Source organism: Collinsella sp. TF07-1, assembly GCF_003437235.1.
In the GTDB taxonomy this organism is placed as follows: Bacteria; Actinomycetota; Coriobacteriia; order Coriobacteriales; family Coriobacteriaceae; genus Collinsella.
In genome coordinates this window covers 1-26,691 of record NZ_QSRV01000007.1, presented here as the reverse complement: position 1 = coordinate 26,691, position 26,691 = coordinate 1, and the positions used below count along the sequence as shown (strand labels likewise).

Below are 26,691 nucleotides of genomic sequence, written 5' to 3'. Positions count from 1 at the left end.
AGACCGTATTCCACCGCAAGATATAAAAGGGGCATCAGGGGCAAGGTCCGCCGAGCCCCCTTGAGCACCAGCACCGCAGCCTAGAGCGTCAAGCGAATCGCATCGATTATCTGCGCGCAGCGCTGCGTGGCGGCAAGAGGCATAACGGGGCTTTCAAGCTCTCCCGTCTGGACGAGCTGCGTCGCATGCTGAATTTCGCCGTAGAAATCATCGACATCAAACGGGGCATTAATTTCGAGCATTCGTCCGTCGGAGTACTTCACATGGGCGAGCTCGGGGCGATGGAGGCGCTCGATTTCCACCGAACCCCGTTCGCAAGCAATCATTAAGCGGCTTTCATATGCTGCTTTGCCGTCGCACACCATATGAATGGGTATACCGCCGACACTCATATGGATCTCATCGGCCCAATCCACGCGGCCGCCTAATACGTCACGCCAGCGAACTTCACGAGACGAAACATCGCACGCACCCGCAAGCAGATCCTCAAACCACCCGACCGCATAGCAGCCCATGTCATATAGACAGCCACCCTGCAACGGATCGAGCAGATAACTCGAAGGGGACTCACCATAATCGAGTTTTTGCACGCTTTCGATCGAGACGATACAGCCGAGCTCGCCCGACGCAAGCAAACCCTTCACGCGAGTATGCATCGGACAAAACCGATTTTTCATCGCCTCCATAAACGGCACACCGCACTCACGGGAAACAGAGGCGATCGCATGGGCCTCTTCTTCATTCAAAACGGCCGGCTTTTCGCACAGCACGGCCTTTCCCGCGCGCAGTGCCCGACAAGCCCAATGCGCATGCATGCCATGCGGAATAGCCAAGTAGATTGCATCGACATCGGGATCGGCAATCAACGCATCATAAGCCGCATCGCCGCTATCGTCAGCCGTGGCATAACTGTGCGCGGCATCAATCGAAAACGCTCGACAAAATTCCTCGACATGTGCAGGAGTGCGGCCGGCCGCAGCCACCAGCCGTGCCTCGTCGACCTTCTTGAGCGACGATGCAAATCGATGCGAAATGTGCCCAGCGCCCAAAACGCCCCAACGAACCTCACGCAAATCATCACATGAATCCCGATGGCCCACGACAGCCCCCCCCCCCTTCAGTTGCGACGAAATAGTTCCTGCTATCGCCCTATTCTGCCGCAAACAGGAACTATTCCATCACAAGATATAAAAGGGTCATGAGGAGCGAGTTTTGCTGAGGACTTTAAGCGCGGCCGTTACGGGGCCAGGCTGGAAACGTCGGCGCGCGTCGTCGAGACGCTCGGGGATATCGATGTGTTGCGGGCAGTGACGCGCACATTTGCCACACTTGACGCAATTGCTCACGAGCTTGGGCTCGCTCGTGCGCACCGCGCTCGCCGTAAAGTATTGCGACAGCCCCGTAAACCAGCTGTGCGCATAGCTCGCGTTGTAAGCGGCAAAGCAGCCGGGAATGTTAATACCCTTGGGACATGGCATGCAGTAGCCGCATCCCGTGCAGGGCACGCGATTCGATTTTTCAAACTCCGCCAGCACGCGTGCGATGGTATCGAGCTGAGCGGCTGTCATCGAATCCGGCAGGGCCCGATCGGCCAGCACCGCGTTCTCGTCCACCTGCGCGGTATCGGTCATGCCCGAAAGCAGCATCGTGACTTGAGGATGGTTCCACACCCACGAAAGGCCCCAAGCAGCCGGCGTCTTCAGGTACGGATCGCGTACGTCATCGAGCACGGCGCGGGCCCGCGGAGGCAGCTTGCCCGCCAGGCGTCCGCCCAAAAGCGGTTCCATCACAAACACCGCGAGCCCGCACTCGGCGGCTGCTATAAGTCCCGCCGTTCCCGCTTGGTAGCGCTCTCCAGCGTAGTTGTACTGAATCTGGCAAAAATCCCAGTCATACGCGTCGAGCATCGTCAGGAAGTCCGCCGCACTGCCGTGATACGAAAAACCTATCTGGCGAATACGCCCCGCAGCCTTTTGGTGCGCAATCCAGTCTTCGATGCCCAACGCCACCACGCGCTCCCACTGGGCGGGCGAAGTGATGTTGTGCATAAGGTAATAGTCGATATGGTCGGTCCGCAGGCGGCGCAGTTGCTCGTCGAAGAACCGGTCGAAATCCTCCGCGCACTTGCACGAAGCGTGCGGCAACTTAGTCGCGAGCAACACGCGGTCGCGCAGACCCAGGCGCTCAAGTGAGGCGCCCACGCACACCTCGTTACCGGGATAGAGATACGCGGTATCCAGATAATTAATCCCCTGCTCCACCGCACGGGAAATGATGGCATCGGCTGTCTTCGCATCGGGGTGTCCCGGCGCACCGGGAAATCTCATGCAGCCCAGACCCAGAGCGGATATTCGGTTACCACTTTTGGGGTCAACGCGATATTGCACGGCCCCTCCTTTCGCCATCAGCGCCCCGGCAAGGCGAAACACAATGGTCACGCGGCCGAAACATCGTGGAATCGCAATCGAGAACGTATCGTAACGCAGCAGAAATCGAGCTGTCACGGCACCGCTTTAACATCAGCAAAAAGCCCGATGAAAGGAGCCGCCCATGCCCGCGCTCGACCTTTGGAACCTCGCCTCCCAGCTCAAAAGCAACGATTATCGCTGGGTCGACCTCACCCACACGCTCTCATGCGACACCCCGCACTGGTTTGGCTTTAAGCCTTTTGAGTCCACCAAGCTCTTCGACTACCTGCCCGGCACGCCCGAGGACATGCTCGCGCCCATGCGCTGCTTCCAGTATTCGGTTGCTTCGCAGTACGGCACGCATGTCGACGCACCGCGCCACTTCCATGTTGACGGCCGTTCCCTTGGAGAGATTGAACCCATCGAGTTTATGCATCCGCTCTGTGTGATCGACAAACACGAGGAGTGCGCCACAAATCCCGACTACGTCCTGACCGCCGAGGACCTCAAAGCATGGGAGGATGAGCACGGTCGCATTCCCAAAGACGCTTTCGTCGCCTTCCGCTCCGACTGGTCCAAGCTCACCGACCTCGAAAACAAGGACGAGGACGGCCAGCCCCACTACCCCGGCTGGGACCTCGACGCCATCAAATGGCTTGTAGAAGAGCGCAACATCGGCGCCATCGGCCACGAGCCGGCTGACACCGACCCGGCGAGCGTGACCACGCGTGAGGACGCCTACCCCTACCCCGGCGAGCAGTACATCCTCTCGGTCGACCGCTATCAGATCGAGGTCATGGACCATCTAGACGAGCTTCCCGCCACGGGCGCCGTCATCTTCTGCACCTTCCCCAAGGTGCGTGATGGCGTCGGATATCCCGCACGTGTCTTTGCGGTCTGCCCCGCGTCATAAGTTCCCATGCGTTTGTTCTTCTAAATACGGCCATCCGGTGCACGCGACATGGCCCGGCGGCATACAATCCATCAGGCGCCCCATACGCGGGCGCCTTTTTATGGGGAGATGATTCACATGCAGATCAACAAGGTCGCCTTCATCGGCAAGGGCGGCGTGGGCCTGCTCTACGGCAGCATGATCGCCCAAGCGCTCGGCAACGACGCCGTCGAATACGTTATGGACGACGCGCGCTTTGAGCGCCACGCGGGTGATGCGCTCACCGTCAACGGCAAGCCCTGCGCGCTCAAGTCCGTCCGCGCGAGCGAGGCGACACCCGCCGATCTGGTCATCCTCACGGTCAAGACAACCGGGCTCGATGTGGTGCTCAAAACCCTGGAAAGCGTCGTGGGACCCGACACGCTGATCGCGTCGCTGTGCAACGGCATCACGAGCGAGCAGAAGATTGCCGAGCGCTTTGGCTGGGAGCACACCGTCCTTGGTATCTGCCAGGGCATGGACGCCGTATTCCTCAACGGGGAGCTCACCTATACCAATGCCGGCGAGATCCGCTTTGGTGCGGCAGCGGGCACCGACCCCGCAACCGTTATCGCCATCGACGAGCTCTACACGCGTTGCGGCATCGCCCATACCGTCGAGCACGACATCGCACATCGCATGTGGGCCAAACTCATGCTCAACGACGGCATCAACCAGACCTGTATGGCCTACGGCGGCACCTACGGAAGCGCTACGGAGCAGGGCTCCGAGCAGCGTCGTTGCTTTGTCTCCGCCATGCGCGAGACGCTTGCGGTCGCCAACGCCGAGGGTATCGAGCTCACCGAGGCAGACCTAACGCAGATGGTGCATCTCATCGAGGGGCTCGACCCCGCCGGCATGCCCTCGATGGCGCAGGACCGCGTCGCGCAGCGCAAAACAGAGGTCGAGGAGTTCGCGGGCACCGTCCGCCGCCTCGCGGCCAAGCACGATATCCAGGCGCCACAAAACGAATGGCTCTATTCGCGCATCCGCGAAATCGAGGCCAGCTGGTAACGCCGCCGTACCGCATCCAACAGTCTCAATAGCAAAAACCGCCGCAAAGGGCACTCCCCTTGCGGCGGCTTCCTTCTTCATCTATGGGCAAAACCAGCTTCACAACGGCTAGCGCCGCACCTGCGGCGTCTCATCCTCGTCATCGCGGCAAAGGGTCACGCCCGCACTTCCCAGCAGCGCTGCTGCGATGAGCGCGCCGACCACAATAGGAGCAGCCCCGCACGAGCCCTGCATGCCTGCGACAAACGCAGCTGTAGGGCCAAGACAGCCAAGTACCAATGCGACGGCGGCGATAGCGATATCTCGAGCGTTCATGAGACCACTTCCTCCACGAGAAAGACCTTATTTCTCATGAACCAGTGTGCCCCGCATGCATACGCCCAGCGTACCGCCACGGTAAGGGCTCTGTTAACTCAAACGCACATAAAGAAAGGGCAGCTTTACGTTGCCTAAAAGCTCAGCAAAGACGCCCGCCCATCATGTGCCTATTTTGCTCTGATGGCAGATTACCAACCGGTATAGTAGTCGGTGGTTCCGGCAGCACAGCCGGAGTCATAGACCTTGCACTCGCCCTTGGAACCGGTAAACGTGGAGCCTTGGGCCTTATCGCCCGCGGCAACGACGTAGTAGCCATCGGAATCGCGCCAAAAGCCCTCGGAATCCTGCGTCCATTCGCCCGTGCGGTGGTGATACAACACGTTGCTGCTGTAATAAGTCTCGCGGCGGCCGTTATAGTTATTGACGCCGCTCGAGCGCGTCAGACCCGAGCCGTTCGCGTAATACGCAGCAGACGTGTAAGACAAGCCGGAGCAGGCGTTGTAATACGAAGCCTGGGCGGCCTCGGCGGCCTCGGCCTCGGCTGCGGCGGCCTCGAGCGCTTCGCGCTTGGCATTCTCAAGCGCAGTGCGCAGCTCATCGAGCTCGGTCGACTTCGTGTCGACCTCCCCCATCGTCAACAGACTACCCGCACCGTCGATACAACCCTGCAGCACAGCGCGCTCGTCATCGGTAGCATAGTCGCCATACATATTCATAATGATCTGAGCGCGCATCTCAAGGGAATCGCGCTTGGCCTCCATCGAGGCGTTCCACTCCTGCATGGAACCATAACCATCGCCGCGATAATCAACGGGCTGTACCAGCGTCGCCTCGGACGGCGTAGATCCAACCGTATCGGACAGTGTTGCCGCGTGGGCATCAGTTGCGCCGGCGCCTGCCAAAAGTGCCACGGTCAGAGCGGCGGAAAGGGCAGCGGCTTTCGGTTTTCGTGAATCGATCCTCATGTAGCTGGAAACCTCCGTAGTGCGTTTTTGCTGCGTTTGAGCTGCGTGTGATTCGATCGCGCTGCATAGTACCTCGAGCAAATCGCGACCTGCGGTTTTACTCAAAAGGCGCACGTCAATTGCGTAAAACTCACATCCTCTCAACAGGAGTTTTCCACAACTCAAATGCATAAAGCATGCCAAAAACCCTGTAATAGCGCCCTTCCTATGCAAAAAAGACGCCTGCGCAACCATTGCTTGCGCAGGCGCCTTGAGCAGGCATTTATGCAGTTATACCTATCGAGTCGCAAGGGGTCCTTGCACAAGTCGCCTTACTCGTCCAGCACGGCGAAGGCCTGCTTCAGATCCCAAATGATGTCCTCGGCGTTCTCGGTACCGATGGAAAGACGGATCGTGGAGGGCGTGATGTTCTGCTCGGCGAGCTCCTCGGCAGAGAGCTGGGAGTGCGTGGTGGTAGCCGGGTGCACGACGAGCGACTTGACGTCGGCCACGTTGGCGAGCAGCGAGAACACCCGCAGATGATCGATGAACTTCCAGGCAGCCTCCTGGCCACCCTTAATCTCAAAGGTGAAGATCGAAGCGCCGCCGTTGGGGAAGTACTTCTGATAGAGCTCGTGATCGGGGTGCTCAGGCAGGCTCGGGTGGTTCACCTTGGCAACGTGGCTGTCGCCGGCAAGGAACTCAACGACCTTCTTGGTGTTCTCGACATGACGGTCAACGCGCAGCGACAGGGTCTCGGTGCCCTGGAGCAGGACCCAGGCGTTGAACGGGCTGATGCAGGCACCCTCGTCACGCAGCAGGATGGCGCGGACATAGGTTGCGAAGGCGGCGGGACCGGCAGCCTCGGCAAACGAGACGCCATGGTAGGAGGGGTTGGGCTCAGCGATCTGGGCGTACTTTCCGCTCGCCTTCCAATCGAAGTTACCGCCGTCGACGATCACACCGCCCAGCGAGGTGCCGTGGCCGCCGATGAACTTGGTTGCGGAGTGGACAACGATGTTGGCGCCATGCTCCAGCGGACGGAACAGATACGGGGTGCCGAAAGTGTTGTCGACGACAACCGGCAGACCGTGCTTCTTGGCGATCTCGGAGATGGCGTCGATGTTGGGGATGTCAGAGTTGGGGTTGCCGAGCGTCTCGAGATAGATGACCGTGGTGTTGTCCTTGATGGCACCCTCAACCTCTTCCAGGTTATGAGCATCGACAAACGTGGTCTCGACGCCAAACTGGGAGAGCGTATGCTCGAGCAGGTTGTAGGAACCGCCGTAGATGGTCTTCTGAGCCACCACGTGGTCACCAGCCTGGGCAAGAGCCTGCAGGGTATAGGTGATGGCAGCGGCACCGGAGGCGACGGCAAGACCGGCCACGCCATCCTCGAGCGCGGCGATACGGTCCTCAAAGACGCCCTGGGTGGAGTTGGTCAGACGGCCGTAGATGTTACCGGCGTCGGCAAGACCAAAGCGATCGGCGGCGTGCTGGGAGTTGCGGAACACATAGCTCGCGGTCTGGTAGATAGGCACGGCGCGGGAGTCGGATGCGGGGTCGGCGCTCTCCTGGCCAACATGAAGCTGCAGGGTATCGAAACCAAAGGTGTGCTCGGGGTTGTTGATGAACTGGCTCATGATGATCTCCTTGATCGAACGAAAGTAAATAAATAAGAGAGAAGTAAGTCGCTGTCTCCTGATCACGCCGACGGGCGCAAACAGGAGCCCGGCATTCGTCTTGGTAAGCAGTTCATATGCGGTCCTCCTTTTGACATCCCGGTTCCGTGGTCGGCTTAATTACCTACCGCCTTTGTGTGTTTTGAATAGTACGAGCATTGTTTCGCTCGGTCAATCACTTAAAAGCGCTAACCTGTTATCGGTTTTTTAGATAGCTATCGAAAGGACGGGCACCGATGACACTCCAGCAGCTTCGTTTTCTTATCGCCGTGGCAGAGTCCGGCTCAATCAACGCCGCAGCTCAGCGCCTCTATACCGCTCAGTCCAACATCTCAAACGCCGTCAAAAGCCTAGAACAAGAGCTCCATCTGGAGATCTTTACGCGCTCCAGCCGCGGCGTCACGCTCACCAACGACGGCACCGAGCTTTTGGGCTATGCGCGCCAGGTCGTAGAGCAGGCCGACATGCTCGAGGCACGCTACGAGGACGGTGGCACCCCGCAAGCCCGCCTCGCCATTTCCGCCCAGCACTACGCCTTTTCGGTCGAGGCCTTTGTCAACGTAGTCGAGCGCTGCCGCGACAGCAAGTTCGAGTTCATCATGCGCGAGACCACCACATCGCAGATCATCGATGACGTCCGTGCGTTTCGCAGCGATATCGGCATTCTGTATCTGGATGACTTTAACGCCCGCGTTCTGCAGAAGGCCTTCGCCGATGCCCGCGCAAGCTTCCATCCCCTATTCGACGCGACGGTCCACGTCTTCGTTAGCGAGCGCCACCCGCTCGCACGCCGCCCGCAGCTGTCCCTTGCCGACCTCACGCCCTATACGCGCTACAGCTTTGAGCAGGGAACCTCAAACTCCTTCTATTACGCCGAGGAACCTTTTAGCTATATCCCTTGCGACCGCAACATACGAATCTCGGACCGCGGAACACTTACTAACTTACTTATCACGTCGAACGGTTACACCCTGTCGACCGGTGTCCTCTCCAATGAAATGCAATGGGGCATGGCATCGATCCCGCTAGCAGACGCCCCAACGATGCACGTTGGCTACATCATGCACGACGAGCGCAAGCCCTCTCTCCTCTTGCAGCAATACCTCGACGAGCTCAACCGCATCATCCATGCCAACTAACAGTCCGAAGACGGGGTAGAAATCGTAGATTGCTGGCCCCCGGCGGGCATGGCGCTACAATGGTCACTCACACGAAACGTACCCAACGAAAGGAAGCCCGTGAAGGTCATCATCTATACCGACGGCTCGGCCCGATCAAATCCGGGACGCGGCGGCTACGGCGCCGTGCTCAAATACACCAACCCCGCCGGCAAGACCTTCACCTCCGAGCTTTCGCGCGGCTACGCCAAGACCACCAACAACCGCATGGAACTCATGGCGGTCATCGTGGCGCTCGAGGCGCTCAACCGCCCTTGCGAGGTCGAAGTCCATTCCGATTCGCAGTATGTCGTCAACGCCTTTAACAAGCACTGGATCGACGGCTGGAAAAAGCGCGGATGGAAAACCGCCAACAAGCAACCCGTCAAGAACCGCGACCTGTGGGAGCGCCTACTCACCGCCAAAAGCAAGCACAAGGTTGAGTTCATCTGGGTTAAGGGTCACGCCGGTCACGAGCTCAACGAGCGCTGTGATGAGCTCGCCACCACGGCGGCCGACGGCAGCAACCTCGATATCGACACCGGCTTTAACGAGAGCGACCTGTAATAGCGTTTTCGCGCAGCTTTATATCCCCACGCGCTACACTCATCCTGTAGATCAAACAACGCAAGGGAGACGTATGCTGCGCATCGCGACCATCGGTACATCCATGATCACCGACGACTTTATCCAAGTCGTCAACGCCAACGACCAAGCCGCGTTTGTGGGCACGCTTTCACGCGACGCCAATCGCGGTACTGCCTTTACCGCCGAGCGCGGTGGCGAGCGAAACTTTACGTCGCTCGATGAGCTTGCGGCAGCCGCCGACGTCGACGCCGTCTATATCGGCAGCCCTAACGCACTTCACTACGAGCAGGCTCTTGCCTGCATCGCCGGTGGCAAGCACGTCATCGTCGAGAAACCCTTCTGCGCCACCGAAGCGCAGGCGCTGGAAGTCTTCCGCGCTGCCGAGGCAGCAGGTGTCGTGGCCCTCGAGGCCATGCGTCCCCTCCACGATCCCGCCTTCCACGCCATCGAGGACGCCCTGGGCGAGATCGCCCCCATCCGCCGCGCCTCATTGCGCTTTGGCAAGTATTCCTCGCGCTACAACGAGATTCTCGCGGGACGCGCCACCAATATCTTCGACTGCAATATGGCATCGGGTTCCCTCATGGACATTGGCGTCTACGCCGTCGAGCCCATGGTCGAGATTTTCGGCATGCCCTCCGGCCTTACGAGCATGACTACTCTACTCGACCCCACCACGCGACAGCTCACGCACGGCCCCATCGACGGCTGCGGTTCCATCCTCGCCAGCTATGGCGGAGGCAGCATCTCCGTCGAGCTCGCGCACTCCAAAATTACGAATGACCTGCTGCCCTCGCAGATCGAAGGCGAGCGTGGCACTATCCAGATCGACCATCTGTCCACGCCCCGCAACGTCCGCATCGACTATCGCGGCGACGTCGTACGCGGCTCGGCGACCGAGGCACCGCGCGAACAGGGAGACAACGGCCGCGTGCTCGACCTGCCCAAATCGAGCAACACTATGGAATACGAACTCACAGACTTTATCACCGCCATCGGCGGCATCGATAACGTTAAGGAAGAGATTTGGGAGACCCCGGCGGGACGCCACGAGCTCGGACACTACCGCGATGTCACGCTCGTCTCACTGCGCATCATGGATGCCGTGCGCCAGCAGGCCGGCATAACCTTCCCGGCTGACGCAGGCAAGCAGGCATAGCGATGGGCTTCTTCGATACGTTCTTCTCCAGCGTCACCGGAGGCAGTCGAGAGCCTCAAAAACCATCAAACGTCGAGCTCGAGCTGCGCCGCAGGCTTACCGTGCTCGCAAGCGACGAGGCCACTCAAGACACTCCCCTGCGCTATTTTCTGCGCTGGGCGGGGCAAGTCCAAGGCGTTGGTTTTCGCTTTACCAACACCAACCTCGCGCAGGCACGCTCCCTCACCGGCTGGGTGCGTAATATGGAAGACGGCTCAGTCGAGATGGAGATACAGGGAGCTCCGGCAAACGTCCTATCTCATCTTGAGGCGCTTCATGCCTCCTACGAGCGCATGGGAACGCGTTTTCGCCTCGTAGACGCCCAGGCCCGAGCCCCACTTGCCAATGAAGACGGTTTCAGTCCTCATTATTAGTATTGTGTGCTAAATACGGTATCATTTACCTACGACCGTTAATAGAAAAGAGGCGAGGCGCATGGCGGTGCAAAGAAGGAATACCAGGCAGCGAAAGCTGGTTCTTGACGCCGTGCGCCAAAGCTATAACCATCCCACCGCCGACGAAATCTACAACGTCGTGCGCGCGCAGGATGACAAAATCAGCCGCGGTACGGTCTACCGCAATCTCAATCTCTTGGCCGACGCCGGCGAAATCCTCTCCATCAAGACGCCGGGCGGCAGCCGCTTCGATCGCACGATCGAGCCGCATGCGCATATCATCTGCACCTCATGCAGCCGCGTCATCGACGTACCGCTCCCCTTCGATGCCCAGCTCGACGCCAAGGCGTCCGAGCAAATCGGCTGGCACGTCACGTCGCACTACACCATCTTCGAGGGTCTCTGCCCCGACTGCCGGTAGATGTTTGGGACATGCCTTAAAATCCACCTTTCCGCGCTTTGCAGCAAAAAATAGATTTCTAGGCATGTCCCAAATATCTACTCAGCAAGCAGGCGATGCAATTCCTCTTCGACCGTGCGCACGTAACGGACGCGGTCGTTGATGCCACGCATAGAGGGATTGCAGCTCTCCATTAGATAAGGATGGCCTACGACGTTGAGCATGTCGCGGTCGTTTTCGTTATCGCCAAACGCCATCATCTCATCGGGCGAAATACCCAGGGCACGACCGTAATCGGCAAGCGCGGAGCCCTTGCCCGAACCGAAACCGATAAAGTCCGTCCATTCGGTTCCCGACGTCATCACGTCGACACGGTCGCTAAAGAGGCACTCGAAATACTCCAGGGCCGCCGGCTGATCCACCTCGGGCGTCTGGAAGGCAATCTTAATGACGTCCTCGTCGATGTCCTCGGGACGGTCGACCACCGCCACATCGCAGTGGACCTCATAACGCAGGTGTTCAACAAACGCGTCGTTGCCGCTCATGGTGTAGAGGCGCCCCTCACACGAAAGGGTCACGTCGGCATGGGGATACGCAACCACGGCATTCGCGATATCCATAGCAAGGCAACGCTCCATGGAACGCTTGACAACGGCACGCCCCTCGCTCATCACCAGGGCTCCGTTTTCGCATACGTAGGCGAGCTCATCGGCCACCGGGGCAAACAGGTAGCGCAAGCTCGCATATTGACGGCCGCTCGCCGGCATAAACACGATACCGCGACGATGCAGCTCATCGATGAGCTCAAAGGCCTCGGAACGCGGCTCGCGCTCCCCCGGATGCAGCAACGTGCCATCCAAATCGCATGCAATCAGCTTGATTCCCTCAAGACCCATATGCTTTCCCCCACAGCATCTCATCAACAGAAAGACGGGCTTTGAATAGTTGCCTCTCAAAGTCCGTCTTACTCATACGCACGTTAGCCGCGCGCCTTCTTTACGATCGTAAAGTCTGGAGCCATACTCACAACGGCATCCGCCGCACTCGACGCAAAGCGCCGGTCCGCATCGAGTTCACGGGTAACCGTCGAGAGCCGAACGCCCTCGACGCCCCGGAGCATGCGGCCCAAAACAGGCTGCACCGGCGTATACATGCGCACGGTATGCTCGTCCGAGTCGCCTCGGAAAAGCGGTGCGTGCATATTGCCGATCTCCCAGCACGCATGCGCGAGCGCAATCGGGTCCATGCGGTCAACTTCGACCAAATAAACCTCGGCGCTGCGCAGGCGCACGACAACCGCCACGGGCACCATGCCCGAACGGTCAATGGCGAGCACGTCGCCGTCGGCAAGACGACCGCCGTCGGCAGCATCCAACCGAACATCGACCGTGCGCCCCCGCTCCGTCACGCCCGCAAACGCGCATACATCAGCCTGGTCCCAATCGAGCAGCAACTCGTCAATTTCAAAGACGCCGCCTAACTTCCGGCGAAGCAGGAGTTCATAGGACGGATCGTTGAGATTTCCCAAGCATGTCGTCGAAACCAAGCGTTCAGGCATACTCTAACCCTCGACCTCAACGAGCTCGATATCAAAGTTGAGGTCCTTGCCGGCCAGCTCGTGGTTGGCGTCGAGCGTCACGGCCTCGGGCGTTACGTCGATGACCACGGCGGGAACGGGCATACCGCTCGGCGTGGACAGGAAGAGCTTCATGCCCTTCTCGATCTGCTCGATGTTGGGAACCTGTTCGGCCGGGAAGGTCAGGACCATCTCGGGGTTGTGCTCGCCGTAGGCATCGGCGGCCGGGATGTGTACGGTCTTCTTCTCGCCCACCTGCATGTCGACAACAGCGGCATCGAAGCCCTTGATCATCTGACCGGCGCCGCAGGTGAACTCCAGCGGCTCGCCGCGATCGTAGGAGCTATCGAACTGCGTGCCGTCGTCGAGCGTGCCGCGATAATGAGTCTTGACCTTCTTGCCCTGGTTGGACATGGAAACCTCCGTGATAAGGGCGGCGCACAACGCGGGCCGCCATGAACATATGGCGCTAACTATACCCTAGTCATACAATTCAAAGACAGTTTGCAAAGAAACGCTGCAACCGGAGGAACCATGGCATATCCCGTATTTGACCTACACTGCGACACCGCCGACCGCATCGGCTGGGCCACGCTCGATCTCGACCTGCGCTTTACCGCCGGCACCGATGGTTATTTCCCCGGCGACGAAACGCATCCGCAAGATTTCGACCTCATCGAGGGCAACGCCTGCGCCATCTCGCTCGCAAAGATCGGCAACACGCCGTGGGCACAGTGCTTCGCCACGTTTGTCCCCGACGAGATTCCCACCGCTCACGCCGCGCGCTTCCAGGCGCAGATCATGGCGCACATGAGCGGCCAGGCAATGCTCAACCACGACCGCATGGTCAACGTACGCAGCGCCGCTGACATTCGCCCTGCGCTCAAAGACGGCAAGGTCGCCTGCATCCACACCATCGAAAACGCCACGTTCTTTGCCGAGGACCCCGCGCTGATCGAGGTGCTCAAGAGCTTGGGCGTGCTTATGTCGTCACTCAGCTGGAATGCGCAGGGACCGCTCGCGAGTGGCCACGACACCCACGCCGGCCTCACCGCCGCCGGCATCGAGGCGCTTACGCAGATGGAGCACGCCGGTATGGTGCTCGACGTCTCCCACCTCAACGATGAGTGCTTTGACGAGGTTGTCGCCCACGCCACGCGCCCCTTCGTCGCCAGCCACTCCAACTCCCGTGCGGTTTGCGGTGTCAAGCGCAACCTTACCGACGACCAGTTCCGCACCATTCGCGACATGGGCGGCATCGTCGGCCTCAACTACTGCAGCGAGTTCCTTTCCAACGACGCAACCGACAAAACCGCCGCAGACGTCACCTTCGACCAGCTGGCGGCACATATCGAGCACTGGCTCGACCTGGGTGGCGAAGATGTCATCGCACTCGGCGGCGACTGGGACGGCGCCAAGGTACCCGCCTTCCTCTCCGATGCCAGCAAGATGCCCGAATTCCAGAACATGCTCTCCAAGCACTTTGGCAAGACCGTGATGCAGAAGCTCTGCAGCGACAACGCGCTTGCCTTCTTTGAGCGTTATTAATTTCACATCCCTTGAACGGGCCGGCATGCCGAACGGGCGACATGCCGGCCCGTCCCCAATCTGAAGGACCGCTTTTGACGCAGCAATTCACGATTTCCGTACCCCGACCGGATGGGATGCCCATCCCCGTCGTCGTTACCAAAAAGCGCGTCAAGAACTTCAACCTACGCGTCACATCGAGCGGTGAGGTCCACACTAGCGCACCGCTCGGCGCCAGCCGCGAGCGTATCGAAGCGTTTGTGAAGCGCAACAGCGCCTGGATTATCAGCCGACTTGCCCGGCGCGAGCAACGTCAGGCGACGGCGCGAGAGCCGCTCAGTCCCTCGTCCATCATTGCACTTTGGGGCAAGCCCATCACGGTACAGGACGCACTCGATCACAACTTTGCATCGCCCGCACCGCGACCCAAGCTGGCCACCTTCGCAAGTTTTATGGGTACCGACGAATCGGACGAAAGCCCACAGGCTAAGCGGCGCGCAATCCTCGACGGCCTAACGTCCGACGAGCTCCAAGCCCACATCGACCAGCTTTATACGACCGAGGTCACCGCAGCGCTACGCGACATCGTGCACGCGTACGAAATCGCAATGGACGTCACCGTGGCCCGCGTCTCCGTGCGCAGCATGAAAACGCGTTGGGGCTCCTGCACACCCAAAACCGGCGCCATTCGCATCGCGCGCGAGCTCGCCGCCTATCCCATCGAATGCCTCGACATGGTTGTCGCCCACGAGCTCGTCCACTTGCTCGAGCCAAGCCACAATCAGCGGTTTCACGCCCTGCTCGACACGTACTGCCCTAACAATAGAGCTCTGTCGCAGCGGCTCAAGCAGCCACCCCTCAACAAGCTCTAGCGTCGACTAGCGCACGCGCTCGATCTCGACGCCGCAGCTTGCCAGGGGCAGGCCAACAGGAGCCCACGGCTTATCGAGCTTTATGCGCACACCAAGCAGCGAGGGATAACGGCGCAGCAGCATCTGGGCTGTCCCCTCGGCTGCCGCCTCGATGAGCTTAAACGTGTGCTCGCGCAGATAGCCATCGACATCGTGGCACACCGAGCCGTAGTCAATCGAGGCGTCCAGGTTATCGTGCTCCCCCGCCGCGCGCAGGTCGGCATAGAGCACCAGAGAAACGATGAACTTCTGACCCAGCGCGTTCTCCTCGGGATACACGCCATGGTTGGCAAAAACCTCAAGGCCGTCAATAACAATACGATCGGCATGGCGCAGATCGTCATAGCTCACGTGAGGCACCGCCGTTGCGGTGGATATTTCGCCCCTTCCACGGCGGGCGAGCTCAGTACCTTCAGTCTTGGTTGCATTCTCGGGCAGTTTTTTGTTACTCAACGCGATCGTCTCCTTCGTTTAGAACCCCGACCGCGCAAACTAACTACACGCGAATCGACAGGTTCTTTTTATCATCGCTCCAGTTGCAAGCATTGCGCGCGGGGCATGCAAAGCAGGCGCGCGACGCTTTGTCGGCTGCATAGAGCAGACGCTCGAGCGGTTGGCTGTTCACGCGCAGCTTTCGATGGCCCAGAATGGCCGTCTTAATGGCTGCGGCATCGGCCGGCTCAAACGCCACGTCATCGGGCATGCCGCCGAGAATCGCATCAGCGACGCGTTCGCTTGCAACATCATGGGATATACCCGATTCATACTGTTCATCTTTGCCGATATCGTGAAGAAGTGCCGTGGCGTAGATGACCTCGCGGTCAAATTCGAGCTGTTCCTCGAGATTCTTGATCCACATAATGCGAGCGACATCGAGCAGATGGTCAATACCGTGGCGGCAGAAGATGCGCCCCGATTCCAACTGTGCAATGTTGCCCAGGTGCCGCCGGAACAGTCCGTTGGCACAAATGTAATCAATGCGAGGCATGGCACCAAAGGGGGCCAGGCCCGAAGCCATAAAGCCGCGACGCGACGTCCCCTCATCGGTCTTCGATGTAAAGTCGTTGACGACTCTCATGGTTAGCGGCCCAGCATCCTAAAGAAACGCTCCTCGAGCGCGGGATCGGTCTCAAAGACGCCGCGGCGAGCAAGCGTCACGGTCTTGGTGCCGGGCTTTTGCACGCCACGCATCGTCATGCACATATGCTCGGCCTCCATCAACACAATCGCTCCCTGGGGAGCGAGATAATCCATGAGGGCATCGGCAACCTGTGTGCACAGTTGCTCCTGCAGCTGAAGACGGCGGGCATAAACCTCAACCGTGCGGGCGAGCTTGGAAAGCCCAGCCACCCGACCGTTAGGGATATAACCAATGGCGGCCTTGCCATAAAACGGCAGCAGATGATGTTCGCACAGCGAGTAGAACGTAATGTCGCGCTCGATAACCAAATCGTTCGAAGCGACGGCAAAGGTTTTGGACAGGTGCTCCTCGGCACTCTGGTCCATGCCGCCGGCGATCTCACCATACATACGGGCAACGCGCGCCGGGGTCTCCAGCAGGCCCTCACGAGTTGGGTCCTCGCCTATGCCCTCAAGCAACAGCTTAATGGCGGCCTCGACTTTTTCCTGATCGACCATCTGGGCCTCACTTTTCCGATTTCACGTTCGCGCTATGGTACCACGCCCTCCGGCATCGACCACAAGCTACATAGTATGGGTCGAATAGACTGGATCGTCCCGCCAAAGCTGCACAGCGTCGCAAAGCGCAACGCCCTCACGCACAGCGCGGTCGCGCGTAGCGTTCATATCGATCACACGCTGGTTACTCGAGCCCCTAAAGCGCAACGAGATATCATAAAGATCCTGAACAAACGGGCCATCCACCAACATGTCGAGGCAGGCAAGGATACGGTCCGTCACCTCAGTATGGTGACGACCACCCGGCATAAGCTCCTCGAGCACGTCGCCGGTAAAACACCAAATGGTCTTTCCTGACCCCGCAGGATAAGCGGCACGAACACGCTCGACAAACTCAACGAGCCCCGCCTGGTTCTCGGGTTCCATGGGCTCCCCACCCAGAATCGTCAGGCCGTCAATAAAGGGATGATCGAGGCTCTCGATAATCTTGTCCTCGACGGCACGATCAAAGGGCTCGCCCGCAGCAAAGTCCCACGCAACAGAGTTAAAGCAATTCTTGCACCCACGACGGCACCCGCTCACAAACAGAGAAGTACGAACACCTTCCCCATCGGCAATGTCGAAATACTTAATGTTCGCGTAGTTCATAAGTAACCTTCCTGGGGGTCTGGAGCATATCATCCCGTCCTCAAACATTCTCGGCCTGCGGCCTGCGAAACTGCGGGCGGGACGATATACTCCAGACCCCTCGCGAGCGACACTCAATGAACGAAGCGAACATCGAGCATAGGGTTCGAGGTCCAATAAAAACTCTGTTGCAGCTCAACCGTCGTTCCAAGCAAACCGTTGTTGCAGGTCGACTCATTTCCGCTAAGAACTTCGAGGAGTGAGCAGACCACATGCTGCATCTCAGCTACATCAACTTGGCCGCCCCATAGCGAGGCCCCGGACCTTTGCTCGATATGAGTTCCGCACGAACAGGAGGCGCCAGTGGCACCTCCGTCGTGAGCCAGGACTGTCCGAAATAGCGAGTAAAGGTCCGGGGCCTCGCTACGGGGCGGCCTGGGATGACTATTAGAGATGCAGAACGCGGTCGCGGATCTCCTCGGTTCGGCCCTGGTTCCAGAACTGGGTACCGATGTAGCCGCACGTGCGACGGGCGACATTCATCTTCTCCTGGTCGCGGTTGCCGCAGTTGGGGCACTCCCACACCAGCTTGCCATCGTCCTCGACAATGCGGATCTCGCCATCGTAGCCGCACACCTGGCAGTAGTCGCTCTTGGTGTTGAGCTCGGCGTACATGATGTTGTCGTAGATGTACTGCATCACGCGAATGACAGCCTTGAGGTTGTCCTGCATGTTGGGAACCTCGACGTAGGAGATGGCACCGCCCGGCGAAAGTTGCTGGAACATACCCTCGAACTTGAGCTTGTCGAATGCGTCGATCTCCTCGGACACGTGGACGTGGTAGCTGTTGGTGATGTAGCCCTTGTCCGTCACGCCCGGGATGATGCCAAAACGACGCTGCAGGCACTTGGCGAACTTGTAGGTCGTCGACTCAAGCGGGGTACCGTACAGCGAGAAGTCAATATCGCTTTCGGCCTTCCACTCCGCGCACTTGTCGTTCATGCGCTGCATGACGGCCATGGCAAAGGGCGTGCCCTCCTTCTCGGTGTGGCTGTGGCCCGTCATGTACTTGACGCACTCATACAGGCCGGCATAGCCCAGGCTGATGGTGGAGTATCCGCCCACGAGCAGCTTGTCGATTGTCTCGCCCTTCTTCAGACGAGCGAGGGCACCGTACTGCCAAAGAATCGGTGCGGCATCCGAAAGCGTACCCATCAGGCGCTCATGACGGCACAGCAGGGCACGGTGGCACAGCTCAAGGCGCTCATCGAAGATCTTCCAGAACTTGTCCATATCCTGATGCGAGCTCAGTGCGACATCAGGCAGGTTGATGGTCACGACGCCCTGGTTAAAGCGACCATAGTACTTGGGCTTGTTCGGATCATAGTTCAGCGCGTTGGCCACGTTGTTAAATCCGTTACCGGAACGGTCAGGCGTCAGGAAGCTGCGGCAGCCCATGCAGGTATAGCAGTCGCCGTTGCCCGCGGTCTCGCCCTTCGACAGCTTGAGCTCGCGCATCTTCTTCTCGGAGATGTAGTCGGGCACCATGCGCTTGGCGGTGCACTTAGCGGCCAGCTGGGTCAGGTAGAAGTACGGGGAATTCTCGTGAACGTTATCGTCCTCGAGTACATAGATGAGCTTGGGGAATGCCGGGGTAATCCACACGCCGGCCTCGTTCTTAACGCCCTCGTAGCGCTGGCGAAGCGTCTCCTCCACGATCATGGCAAGGTCGTGCTTCTCCTGAGGCGTACGAGCCTCGTTAAGATACATAAAGACCGTCACGAACGGCGCCTGGCCGTTCGTGGTCATAAGCGTCACGACCTGATACTGGATCGTCTGGACGCCGCGACGAATCTCGTCACGCAGACGGTCCTCAACGACCTCGCGGGCCTTTTCGGGAGATGCGGAAACGCCGAGCTCCTCGAGCTCGCGGGCGACCTCGCCGCGAATCTTTTGACGGCTCACCTCGACGAACGGGGCAAGATGGGTCAGCGAAATCGACTGGCCACCGTACTGGGAGGAAGCAACCTGGGCGATGATCTGCGTCGCGATGTTGCAGGCGGTCGAGAAGCTGTGCGGCTTCTCAATCAGCGTACCCGAGATAACAGTGCCGTTCTGGAGCATGTCCTCCAGGTTCACCAGATCGCAGTTGTGCATGTGCTGGGCAAAGTAATCCGAATCGTGGAAATGAATCAGGCCCTCATTATGGGCATCCACGATCTCTTGGGGCAGCAGCACACGCTGAGTCAGGTCCTTGGAGATCTCGCCGGCCATGTAGTCACGCTGAACGGAATTGACGGTCGGGTTCTTGTTGGAGTTCTCTTGCTTGACCTCTTCGTTGTTGCACTCGATCAGCGACAGAATCTTGTCGTCGGTCGTGTTCTTCTGGCGCTTCAGGCTCTGAACATAGCGATAGATGATGTAGTGGCGGGCAACCTCGTAGCAGTCGAGACGCATGATCTCGTCCTCGACCAAATCCTGGATCTCCTCGACCGAAACGGTGTGTCCGGCATTCTCACATGCCTCGGCAACGTTTTGTGCCGCATAAACCACCTGACGGTCGGTTAGACGAGAGCTCTCCTCGACCTCCAAGTTTGCGGCGCGGATGGCATTGACGATCTTATCGATGTCAAAGACAACCTCGGTGCCGCTGCGCTTGATGATCTTCATCCTCTTGCCTCTTTCGGGTCGTAGCCTCATTGCGCTTCAGAGCCAAACGATGCCCGGCAGGGCTTGCCCCTGTCTTGCGGCGCCGTCGCGCAATCTGTGTTCTCGATAAACCATAGGTCCTCATGCGGACAATCCTCGCGGCCGATCAAGCGGCTCAAAGGCGTGTCCAAATGGGACGATTAAGGTCTTCGTTCTCTGTCCGCCATCTATCATACGACAAAGACGCATCTATATCCTGTATTCTTTTTTTAGGTCAAACACAACATATAGTGTTTCAGCAGGTCAAAGCAATTGGTCATTTTGCAGACGCATTAAAAATGAGGGGCATTGGACAAGTCGGTAAAACGTTACCAACACGGCTACCTGCATGGCAGTTATAAAACCCCCTTAGTCAAGCCGCTGACAAATCCTACCAAAACCAAGCCGCTCACGCCAAAAGAATCCAAAAGATTATGCTTGACCAACATGTTGCGGTCACGATGGACCAGAACACATGCAATCTGTCGGCGTCCCCACGGGATGCGAAGACCATCGCGTACAGACCTTGGATCAATATTTGGCGGCTTATTTGGCGGCGTGCTTGGTGGCAAAACAAAACAGCCCAGAGGCTAAGCCTCTGGGCTGCGAACATTTGGTGGGCGTTAGAAGATTTGAACTTCTGACCTCTTCCGTGTCAGGGAAGCGCTCTCCCCCTGAGCTAAACGCCCAAATGGAGCGGACAACGGGGCTCGAACCCGCGACCCCAACCTTGGCAAGGTTGTGCTCTACCAACTGAGCCATGTCCGCTTACGAGGATTAATCTTACGTGATGCCCGCATCCTATGCAAGAACTTTTTTGAAAAGTTTTGCGATACCCTCGCGAACCTCGCGAAGACATCAGCCACCACGGAAGGTGTAGGCAAACGCAAGCTCGCCGCAAGAGGCCCTTACATCTCACCGAGCATGATCCAGGCAGAGCTGTCCTGCGCGAGCCCACCGTCTACAAGCGGTGATGAGGTGAGCAGGACCCTACCCGCCGGCAGCTCCACGGGTGCTGCGCCGAAGTTCGTCACACACGCCCAGCCGTTGTCGCGGCGATAGGCGATGACGCCACCCTCAGCGCCCTCGGCACCATCCGCAAGGCCGGTGCGCCCGTCAAGATCGAGCCACGCAAGATCGTTGGCGCACCCGCGCAGCTTGCGCCGCAGCCAGAGGGCGTCGCGATAGAGCGCAAGCATCGATGTCGGATCCGCTTCTTCCCTATCGGCAGCGTAATCGGAAAACCATGCAGGCTGCGGCAGATGGGGCGCCGCATCGGCGTCCGCAGGCGAAAACCCAAACGATCCGCCCTGCGCGGGATCGTCCGCCGCTACCCATGGCAGGGGCACACGACAGCCGTCGCGCCCCTTCTCGCGCTTCGGTCCGTGCGTATTGGTCGCAGTAGGATCTTCGAGTGCAGCCCACGGAATGTCAGCCACCTCAAAAAGACCGAGCTCCTCACCCTGATACACGTATGCCGAGCCCGGAAGCGCCAGTTCAAGCAAAAGGGCCGCCCGCGCGCGGCGCTCGCCGAGTTCACGGTCCTCGTAATAAGACGACCCGTCGCGTAAGAGCCAGTCGAGCGCAATCTGGTGGTAGCGCGTCGCCTTGATCTGCGGCAGGGCATAGCGCGTCGCCACGCGCGGCACGTCGTGGTTGGAGAGTACCCAGGTCGAGGCGGAATCGGATTCGATGGCTGCCTTCAAGCCCTCCTCGATTGCAGCGCGCATGTCATCATAGGTCCAAGTGGCCTTGGCGAACTCAAAGTTGAATGTCTGGCCAAGCTCGTTGGGACGCGCGTAGAGATACTGGCGCTCGGGCAGCACCCACGCCTCGGCAACGGCGCTGCGCGGCGGATTATAGCGGTCGAACACGCGGCGCCACTCGCGATAGATCTCGTGGACCTCGTTGCGGTCCCACAGCGGATGAGTGCCGTCGTCAACCATGTCATCGCCCTCGGCGAGATGCCACCGGTCGAGGTCATCGCGGTCGAGATCCTTGGCAAGACCGTGCGCCACATCAATGCGAAAGCCATCGACGCCTCGATCGCTCCAAAATGTCAGGACGTCGCAAAAGAACGTGTGAACCTCGGGGCATGACCAGTCAAAGTCCGGCTGCTCGGGCGTAAACATGTGCAGATACCACTGACCGTCCGCAACACGCGTCCAGGCGGGGCCGCCAAAGTTGGCATTCCAATTGGTGGGAGGCAGCTCGCCGTGCTCGCCGCGACCATCGCGGAAGATATAACGGGCGCGCTCGGGCGATCCGGGGCCGGCGGCAAGAGCGGCTTTGAACCAGGGGTGCTGGTTGGATGAATGGTTAGGCACGATGTCGACGATGACCTTGATGCCGCGCGCATGAGCCGCAGCGATCATGTCATCGAAGTCGTCAAGCGAGCCGAGACGTGGGTCGACATCGCAGTAGTCCGCCACATCATAGCCACCATCGACAAGAGGCGATGGGTAAAACGGGCTCAGCCAGATGGCCTCGATACCCAGCTGCTCAAGATAGTCCATCTGCTGGGTAATGCCCGCGATATCGCCCAGACCCGAACCAGTCGAATCCTTAAACGAGCGCGGGTAGATCTGATAGATCGCGGCGTCGGACATCCATGAGCGCGAAGAAGACTTTTCTGTAGCCATGGGACGAGTCTCCCTTGCAACGAGGTTTTGCGAGATGCCCACGATGATACGCCCAAAGCGAACATTCGCGGCAAACAGCGCCACGGCCACGCCCCAAAACGCTCGCTCCCTCTCAGGTTCGAACCCATGCGATTGATACAAAAAAGCCCGGCTACCGTAGTAGCCGGGCTGTTGTGCTTGGAGCGGACAACGGGGCTCGAACCCGCGACCCCAACCTTGGCAAGGTTGTGCTCTACCAACTGAGCCATGTCCGCATATGTAAAACAAAACGGGCGCCGGAGCGCCCGGATGTTGCCTGGAGGCGAAGCCCGGATTCGAACCGGGGGTAAAGGCTTTGCAGGCCTCTGCCTTACCACTTGGCCACTTCGCCGGAAAAGGACCGCCTAAACGGTCCGGAAATGCAATGGAGCGGACAACGGGGCTCGAACCCGCGACCCCAACCTTGGCAAGGTTGTGCTCTACCAACTGAGCCATGTCCGCTTGCGGGTTATTAATTTACGCGAGTTGTCCAAAAGACGCAAGTACTTTTTTCAAAAAACTTGTCTGCCGCATGTTCTTAGTAGCTAAACGCGCTAAAGCGATTGGCTAGGCACACGATTCCAGCGCTCCGCTAAACAGCTTCACCATCTGCACGCGCGTGCCGGCGCCGTCCGTACGACGAGCAACCTCCACGTTATCGACGAGCATACGCATAAGCTTGATACCACGGCCGCGTTCCTCAGATGCAACCGGCTCGCTCGTTTCATCGATAGAATAGCCGGCACCTCGATCAAGCACCTCAACCACAACGCGATCGCCATAGGCCTGAACCGTCAGGACGCACCCGATACCGCCCGCATGGTCATAGGCATTACCCAGCGCCTCCCCCGACGCCAATGCGACATCGTAGCGCTCGTCACGGCGCAACGGAAGCGATTCAAGGAGTTCGGCGATGCGATGTCGGTAGTACGGAAGATTCTCGATACCCTGACGGACCTCGACGCTCTTACTCCAGCGAGGCAGCTCCCCCACCGGAATAGCGGGAATAGACTCCCGTGCCGGCCCCGCGACATGAAGGATATCGACAAGACGAGCAATCTCCAAAAAGCGAACAACTTCACCTGATGCATTGACGAGCGAAAGCAAGCCTTCTCGCCTCATGAGCTCACGAGCGCGCGTAAGCAGGAATGCCAAGCCCGTCGAATCGATAAAGCTAACAGCCTGACAGTTGATGACGACACGACGCACGCCGCGGCCAATCAAAGCATCCAACCGCCGACGCAACGCAGGCACCGTGGCGATGTCGATATCGCCTGGTGGCGTCAAAACCGCTATGTCATTCCACTCATTCATACGACCATGGTTCCCCAAAAAAGCCCACTCGATGCATTCGTTTCCCCAACCGTACGGATTCAGCCCGCCCAGCGTCGTCTATGAACGACCCCGTAAAAACTCAAGGGACACCAATGCAATGTCATCGTCCAGCGCCGATTCGGTAAATCGGTCAAGCTCGCCCAAGACCTTGCCGCAAATGCCCGACACGCCCTCCCCCGAAACAGAAAGCAGAAGGTCGCGCAAGCGCTGCTCGCCAAAGAACGCTCCGGTGCGGTCGCGGGCCTCAATCGTTCCATCCGTATACATGAAGAGCATGTCGCCGGGGGCGAACGTAAACACGCCTGTCTCGTACACCATGCTCTCAAAGGCACCGATTACGCCCGATTGGCATCCAAGCAGCTCGACCTCTCCCCCACGGGCCTCGCCGCCACCCAGCGGCATCGACTCTGGCCTGATGACCATGGTCGGAGGATGTCCCGCCGAACAATACGTTGCGCGTCCGGCTTTAAGGTCAATCTTGGCGATAAAGGCCGTCACGAACGTCTCGACCCTCGAAAAGCCCATGAGCATGCTGTTAAGGGAGCGTGCCATGCGGGCCGGTCCAGCGCCCTCCCAAGCATATGCCGTCAGGGCCGTCTTGACGAGCGCGGACATCGATGCGGCCTCAATGCCTTTGCCAGACACATCACCCAGAATCATGACGGCGCAGTCGTCGGGAAGACGGATGAGCGTATAGAAATCGCCGCCGACCAACGCCGAGTTCGTGGCCGACAGGTACACCGAATCGGTTGCGATACCCGGAACATCCCCCAGGGAATTTCTCATGCCAATCTGAAGGGTCTGAGCGATATGGCGCTCCTCGCGCTTTTGAGATTCGCCTTCGTAGATCAGTTCAAAGTCATGCGCCAAGTGCACCAAGTAGTCATATTCGAGGTCATCAATCGGCTCTTGGCTACCATCACGAAGCAGCAGCGCGCGCGTCGTCGGGCCCTTCGCAACAGAAGCAGGAACAATCGCGTCGTTACTGTGCTTGCCATCGCCCTTAGAGCGCGGACGCCCCGCCTCGATGCCGGCGTCGACGTAGAGACCCTGGCAAGGCAAGCCATGCGCCCTAAGCCAGCCTCCCATAGGCATCGATTCGTCAACGCGAGTTATACGGACGTGTTTAAGGTCCTCGGCACTCGTGCCGCCCAAAACAGATGCCTCAAAGCCATCAGGGCCAGCCCCCAGACGTGCTGCTGGCGCCGTCGTGGAAAAGAAAAGCTTCTCGGGATCGTCCGGCAAAGCAACGCGGCTGCCGCCTTCAAAATCTATGACGTAGGAATCCAGACTGGCGTCATACTCAATAGGGCAAAAATGGCAGTTGAGCATATTGCAGATCTCGGACGATACCGCCTGGGTAGCCGCGGCGGAATCGTCTAGAAAGGTAAACAACTCATCACGCAAGACATTGAGCGAGCGGCCAAGCTCGGCCGTGCGACGGGAGCGAAGGCTCGATGCCATGCCGACCAGCTGGATAGACAGGTAATCGCAAATGACCTCGAGCACATTAACGTCATAGGCGAGCGGTGCCTGGGGGCGTTTCCAACCAACTTCCAGCACGCCGAGGATCTGCGTACCGTAAAAAACGGGAAGACAGATCTCGCTGCGGTACGGAGGCATATCCTGCATGCGCAACAGGTGCTTTGAACGATTATCCAAGTCCATGAACATACCGGAGGCGGCCCTATCGCCCTCAAGGTCCTGTTGAATCGACAAGCGACAGGCACGCGACTCGCGAAGAACATACGTCGGAATGCCAGCGCCATACGGCAAAAACTCGGGCAGGTAGCTATCGTACAGCTCCTTGGAAACACCGCGTAGCTTAAAACCGCCGCTCTCAGAAAAATAGATAGCGGCACCCGAAGCATCGAGCGTTCCTACAAGCTGGTTCAAAACGGTATCAAGCAGGCTGGGCAACTCATCGGAGCCCACAGTGCTCATAATGACCGAGAGCGTGCCAGAGAGACGCTTGTTCGCCACTCTAAGCTCCGATAACGCACGCTTAAGTTGACGGTCGTGAGAATACTGTTCCTCGATACTGTGAAGCGCCACTAGGACACGTGTTGCGCGGCGCCCAAAGATGCGTGGAGGCGTTACGGAGCCCGCGCGAACCAAGACGGGGATAAAAGAGCCATCACTCAGCTTGAGCATCAGTTCGTTCTCTGAGCCATCAGTTTCAAATGGCAGACGATGTTCCGTCGCACGTTCAAAAGCGGACGAGTACAGGACGTCTTTAACGTCTCCACCGATGACATCGGCGCGTTCCTCGCACATCAAGCCAAGTAAGCGATTATTCACATGCAGAATGGTTCCGTCGAGTTCGCAGATGATGACAGCATCGCTCGTGATCTCGACTAGTTGGGCAACATCTGCCCACTCGTTGCGTTCAAGCGTTTCCATCGTGGACCCCACCGTCTATCGGTAACAAAAAAGCCTCCGAAGAGGCTTCTCAGATGCGATGGTGTCGGAGGCGGGACTTGAACCCGCATGACCAAAAAGCGGTCACTAGCACCTCAAGCTAGCGCGTCTGCCAATTCCGCCACTCCGACATGCTATGTTGTTGAGCCGCGGTTCGCTTTGTTAGACCCGCGCGTTCAACGAGGAAGATAATAACCTATGATTCGAGAACTGTGCAAGCACTTTTTTGAAAAAAGTTTACGAATTTGTAAAAGCGCAGGTAGATCTGTATGT

Annotated in this window: 25 protein-coding genes and 6 tRNA genes; 9 read left to right on the top strand and 22 right to left on the bottom strand. The window is 58.8% G+C overall.

Features of this window, described 5'->3' with window-relative positions; genetic code table 11:
- Positions 1 to 80 precede the first annotated feature (80 nt).
- Positions 81 to 1,100: a Gfo/Idh/MocA family protein gene (locus tag DXC67_RS04125; protein ID WP_233503158.1), complete on the bottom strand. Its 1,020-nt coding sequence runs from the start codon at positions 1,098 to 1,100 to the stop codon at positions 81 to 83.
- Between the two features lie 96 nt (positions 1,101 to 1,196).
- On the bottom strand, positions 1,197 to 2,387 hold the full coding sequence (locus tag DXC67_RS04120; protein ID WP_117637464.1) for an aldo/keto reductase: 1,191 nt from the start codon (positions 2,385 to 2,387) through the stop codon (positions 1,197 to 1,199).
- Between the two features lie 163 nt (positions 2,388 to 2,550).
- Between DXC67_RS04120 and DXC67_RS04115 the strand changes: the two genes are divergently transcribed.
- Complete coding sequence (locus DXC67_RS04115) at positions 2,551 to 3,321, top strand: cyclase family protein (protein WP_117637463.1); 771 nt, start codon at positions 2,551 to 2,553, stop codon at positions 3,319 to 3,321.
- A 117-nt stretch (positions 3,322 to 3,438) separates the two neighbouring features.
- Positions 3,439 to 4,353 carry a ketopantoate reductase family protein gene (locus tag DXC67_RS04110; protein ID WP_233503152.1) on the top strand — a complete coding sequence of 305 codons (915 nt, stop codon included), beginning with the start codon at positions 3,439 to 3,441 and terminating at the stop codon, positions 4,351 to 4,353.
- Between the two features lie 108 nt (positions 4,354 to 4,461).
- Here DXC67_RS04110 and DXC67_RS04105 read toward each other — a convergent pair whose 3' ends face one another.
- The 3 genes from DXC67_RS04105 to DXC67_RS04095 all read right to left on the bottom strand — a co-directional run bounded on the left by DXC67_RS04105 (position 4,462) and on the right by DXC67_RS04095 (position 7,258).
- Positions 4,462 to 4,668 (bottom strand): hypothetical protein, encoded by a 207-nt coding sequence (locus DXC67_RS04105; protein WP_117564436.1) that lies wholly within the window; start codon positions 4,666 to 4,668, stop codon positions 4,462 to 4,464.
- A gap of 191 nt (positions 4,669 to 4,859) precedes the next feature.
- Positions 4,860 to 5,636 (bottom strand): hypothetical protein, encoded by a 777-nt coding sequence (locus tag DXC67_RS04100; RefSeq protein ID WP_117637461.1) that lies wholly within the window; start codon positions 5,634 to 5,636, stop codon positions 4,860 to 4,862.
- 311 nt (positions 5,637 to 5,947) lie between these two features.
- Entirely contained in the window at positions 5,948 to 7,258 is a 1,311-nt protein-coding gene (locus tag DXC67_RS04095) for an O-acetylhomoserine aminocarboxypropyltransferase/cysteine synthase family protein (protein WP_117637460.1), read from the bottom strand.
- Positions 7,259 to 7,533: 275 nt separating this feature from the next.
- On the opposite strand from DXC67_RS04095, the gene DXC67_RS04090 reads away from it, so the two are divergent.
- The 5 genes from DXC67_RS04090 (at position 7,534) to DXC67_RS04070 (ending at position 11,056) form a co-directional block, all read left to right on the top strand.
- Positions 7,534 to 8,436, top strand: coding sequence for a LysR family transcriptional regulator (locus tag DXC67_RS04090; RefSeq protein ID WP_055251412.1), 903 nt, complete (start codon positions 7,534 to 7,536; stop codon positions 8,434 to 8,436).
- A gap of 48 nt (positions 8,437 to 8,484) precedes the next feature.
- A complete protein-coding gene (gene rnhA / locus DXC67_RS04085; RefSeq protein ID WP_117637459.1) occupies positions 8,485 to 9,021 on the top strand; it encodes a ribonuclease HI in 537 nt (178 codons plus the stop codon).
- Between the two features lie 73 nt (positions 9,022 to 9,094).
- Positions 9,095 to 10,201 carry a Gfo/Idh/MocA family protein gene (locus tag DXC67_RS04080; RefSeq protein ID WP_117637458.1) on the top strand — a complete coding sequence of 369 codons (1,107 nt, stop codon included), beginning with the start codon at positions 9,095 to 9,097 and terminating at the stop codon, positions 10,199 to 10,201.
- Between the two features lie 2 nt (positions 10,202 to 10,203).
- Positions 10,204 to 10,614 carry an acylphosphatase gene (locus DXC67_RS04075; RefSeq protein WP_117637457.1) on the top strand — a complete coding sequence of 137 codons (411 nt, stop codon included), beginning with the start codon at positions 10,204 to 10,206 and terminating at the stop codon, positions 10,612 to 10,614.
- A 61-nt stretch (positions 10,615 to 10,675) separates the two neighbouring features.
- On the top strand, positions 10,676 to 11,056 hold the full coding sequence (locus tag DXC67_RS04070) for a Fur family transcriptional regulator (protein WP_172677978.1): 381 nt from the start codon (positions 10,676 to 10,678) through the stop codon (positions 11,054 to 11,056).
- A gap of 77 nt (positions 11,057 to 11,133) precedes the next feature.
- Here the strand turns inward: DXC67_RS04070 and DXC67_RS04065 are convergent, their stop codons facing one another.
- The 3 genes from DXC67_RS04065 to DXC67_RS04055 all read right to left on the bottom strand — a co-directional run bounded on the left by DXC67_RS04065 (position 11,134) and on the right by DXC67_RS04055 (position 13,025).
- Entirely contained in the window at positions 11,134 to 11,931 is a 798-nt protein-coding gene (locus DXC67_RS04065) for an HAD-IIB family hydrolase (protein WP_158551282.1), read from the bottom strand.
- An 83-nt stretch (positions 11,932 to 12,014) separates the two neighbouring features.
- Positions 12,015 to 12,593, bottom strand: coding sequence for an urease accessory protein UreE (locus tag DXC67_RS04060; RefSeq protein ID WP_117637455.1), 579 nt, complete (start codon positions 12,591 to 12,593; stop codon positions 12,015 to 12,017).
- A 3-nt stretch (positions 12,594 to 12,596) separates the two neighbouring features.
- Positions 12,597 to 13,025: a peptidylprolyl isomerase gene (locus tag DXC67_RS04055; RefSeq protein WP_035138874.1), complete on the bottom strand. Its 429-nt coding sequence runs from the start codon at positions 13,023 to 13,025 to the stop codon at positions 12,597 to 12,599.
- A 120-nt stretch (positions 13,026 to 13,145) separates the two neighbouring features.
- Between DXC67_RS04055 and DXC67_RS04050 the strand changes: the two genes are divergently transcribed.
- Both DXC67_RS04050 and DXC67_RS04045 read left to right on the top strand, forming a co-directional pair.
- Positions 13,146 to 14,159, top strand: coding sequence for a dipeptidase (locus tag DXC67_RS04050; protein ID WP_117637454.1), 1,014 nt, complete (start codon positions 13,146 to 13,148; stop codon positions 14,157 to 14,159).
- A 74-nt stretch (positions 14,160 to 14,233) separates the two neighbouring features.
- On the top strand, positions 14,234 to 15,010 hold the full coding sequence (locus DXC67_RS04045) for a M48 family metallopeptidase (RefSeq protein ID WP_199410600.1): 777 nt from the start codon (positions 14,234 to 14,236) through the stop codon (positions 15,008 to 15,010).
- Between the two features lie 6 nt (positions 15,011 to 15,016).
- Here the strand turns inward: DXC67_RS04045 and folB are convergent, their stop codons facing one another.
- From folB to DXC67_RS03970, 14 genes are all read right to left on the bottom strand, one after another.
- Positions 15,017 to 15,502 carry a dihydroneopterin aldolase gene (folB, locus tag DXC67_RS04040; protein WP_117637452.1) on the bottom strand — a complete coding sequence of 162 codons (486 nt, stop codon included), beginning with the start codon at positions 15,500 to 15,502 and terminating at the stop codon, positions 15,017 to 15,019.
- Between the two features lie 43 nt (positions 15,503 to 15,545).
- Positions 15,546 to 16,127 carry an HD domain-containing protein gene (locus DXC67_RS04035; protein WP_171021502.1) on the bottom strand — a complete coding sequence of 194 codons (582 nt, stop codon included), beginning with the start codon at positions 16,125 to 16,127 and terminating at the stop codon, positions 15,546 to 15,548.
- 2 nt (positions 16,128 to 16,129) lie between these two features.
- Positions 16,130 to 16,687, bottom strand: a complete 558-nt coding sequence (folE, locus tag DXC67_RS04030; protein ID WP_055251394.1) for a GTP cyclohydrolase I FolE — start codon at positions 16,685 to 16,687, stop codon at positions 16,130 to 16,132.
- A 66-nt stretch (positions 16,688 to 16,753) separates the two neighbouring features.
- Positions 16,754 to 17,335, bottom strand: coding sequence for an anaerobic ribonucleoside-triphosphate reductase activating protein (nrdG, locus tag DXC67_RS04025; RefSeq protein ID WP_117637451.1), 582 nt, complete (start codon positions 17,333 to 17,335; stop codon positions 16,754 to 16,756).
- 426 nt (positions 17,336 to 17,761) lie between these two features.
- Positions 17,762 to 19,984 (bottom strand): anaerobic ribonucleoside-triphosphate reductase, encoded by a 2,223-nt coding sequence (gene nrdD, locus DXC67_RS04020; RefSeq protein WP_117637450.1) that lies wholly within the window; start codon positions 19,982 to 19,984, stop codon positions 17,762 to 17,764.
- Positions 19,985 to 20,616: 632 nt separating this feature from the next.
- Positions 20,617 to 20,691 (bottom strand) — tRNA-Val (locus tag DXC67_RS04010).
- A gap of 3 nt (positions 20,692 to 20,694) precedes the next feature.
- Positions 20,695 to 20,770 (bottom strand) — tRNA-Gly (locus DXC67_RS04005).
- 140 nt (positions 20,771 to 20,910) lie between these two features.
- Positions 20,911 to 22,644 (bottom strand): glycoside hydrolase family 13 protein, encoded by a 1,734-nt coding sequence (locus tag DXC67_RS04000; RefSeq protein WP_147327746.1) that lies wholly within the window; start codon positions 22,642 to 22,644, stop codon positions 20,911 to 20,913.
- 178 nt (positions 22,645 to 22,822) lie between these two features.
- Positions 22,823 to 22,898, bottom strand: a tRNA-Gly gene (locus DXC67_RS03995).
- A 42-nt stretch (positions 22,899 to 22,940) separates the two neighbouring features.
- Positions 22,941 to 23,014, bottom strand: a tRNA-Cys gene (locus DXC67_RS03990).
- Between the two features lie 34 nt (positions 23,015 to 23,048).
- Positions 23,049 to 23,124, bottom strand: a tRNA-Gly gene (locus DXC67_RS03985).
- A 105-nt stretch (positions 23,125 to 23,229) separates the two neighbouring features.
- A complete protein-coding gene (locus DXC67_RS03980) occupies positions 23,230 to 23,976 on the bottom strand; it encodes an anti-sigma factor antagonist (RefSeq protein ID WP_055286928.1) in 747 nt (248 codons plus the stop codon).
- A gap of 78 nt (positions 23,977 to 24,054) precedes the next feature.
- Positions 24,055 to 26,400, bottom strand: coding sequence for a GAF domain-containing SpoIIE family protein phosphatase (locus DXC67_RS03975; RefSeq protein ID WP_117637447.1), 2,346 nt, complete (start codon positions 26,398 to 26,400; stop codon positions 24,055 to 24,057).
- Between the two features lie 59 nt (positions 26,401 to 26,459).
- A tRNA-Leu gene (locus DXC67_RS03970) sits at positions 26,460 to 26,549 on the bottom strand.
- Positions 26,550 to 26,691 lie beyond the last annotated feature (142 nt).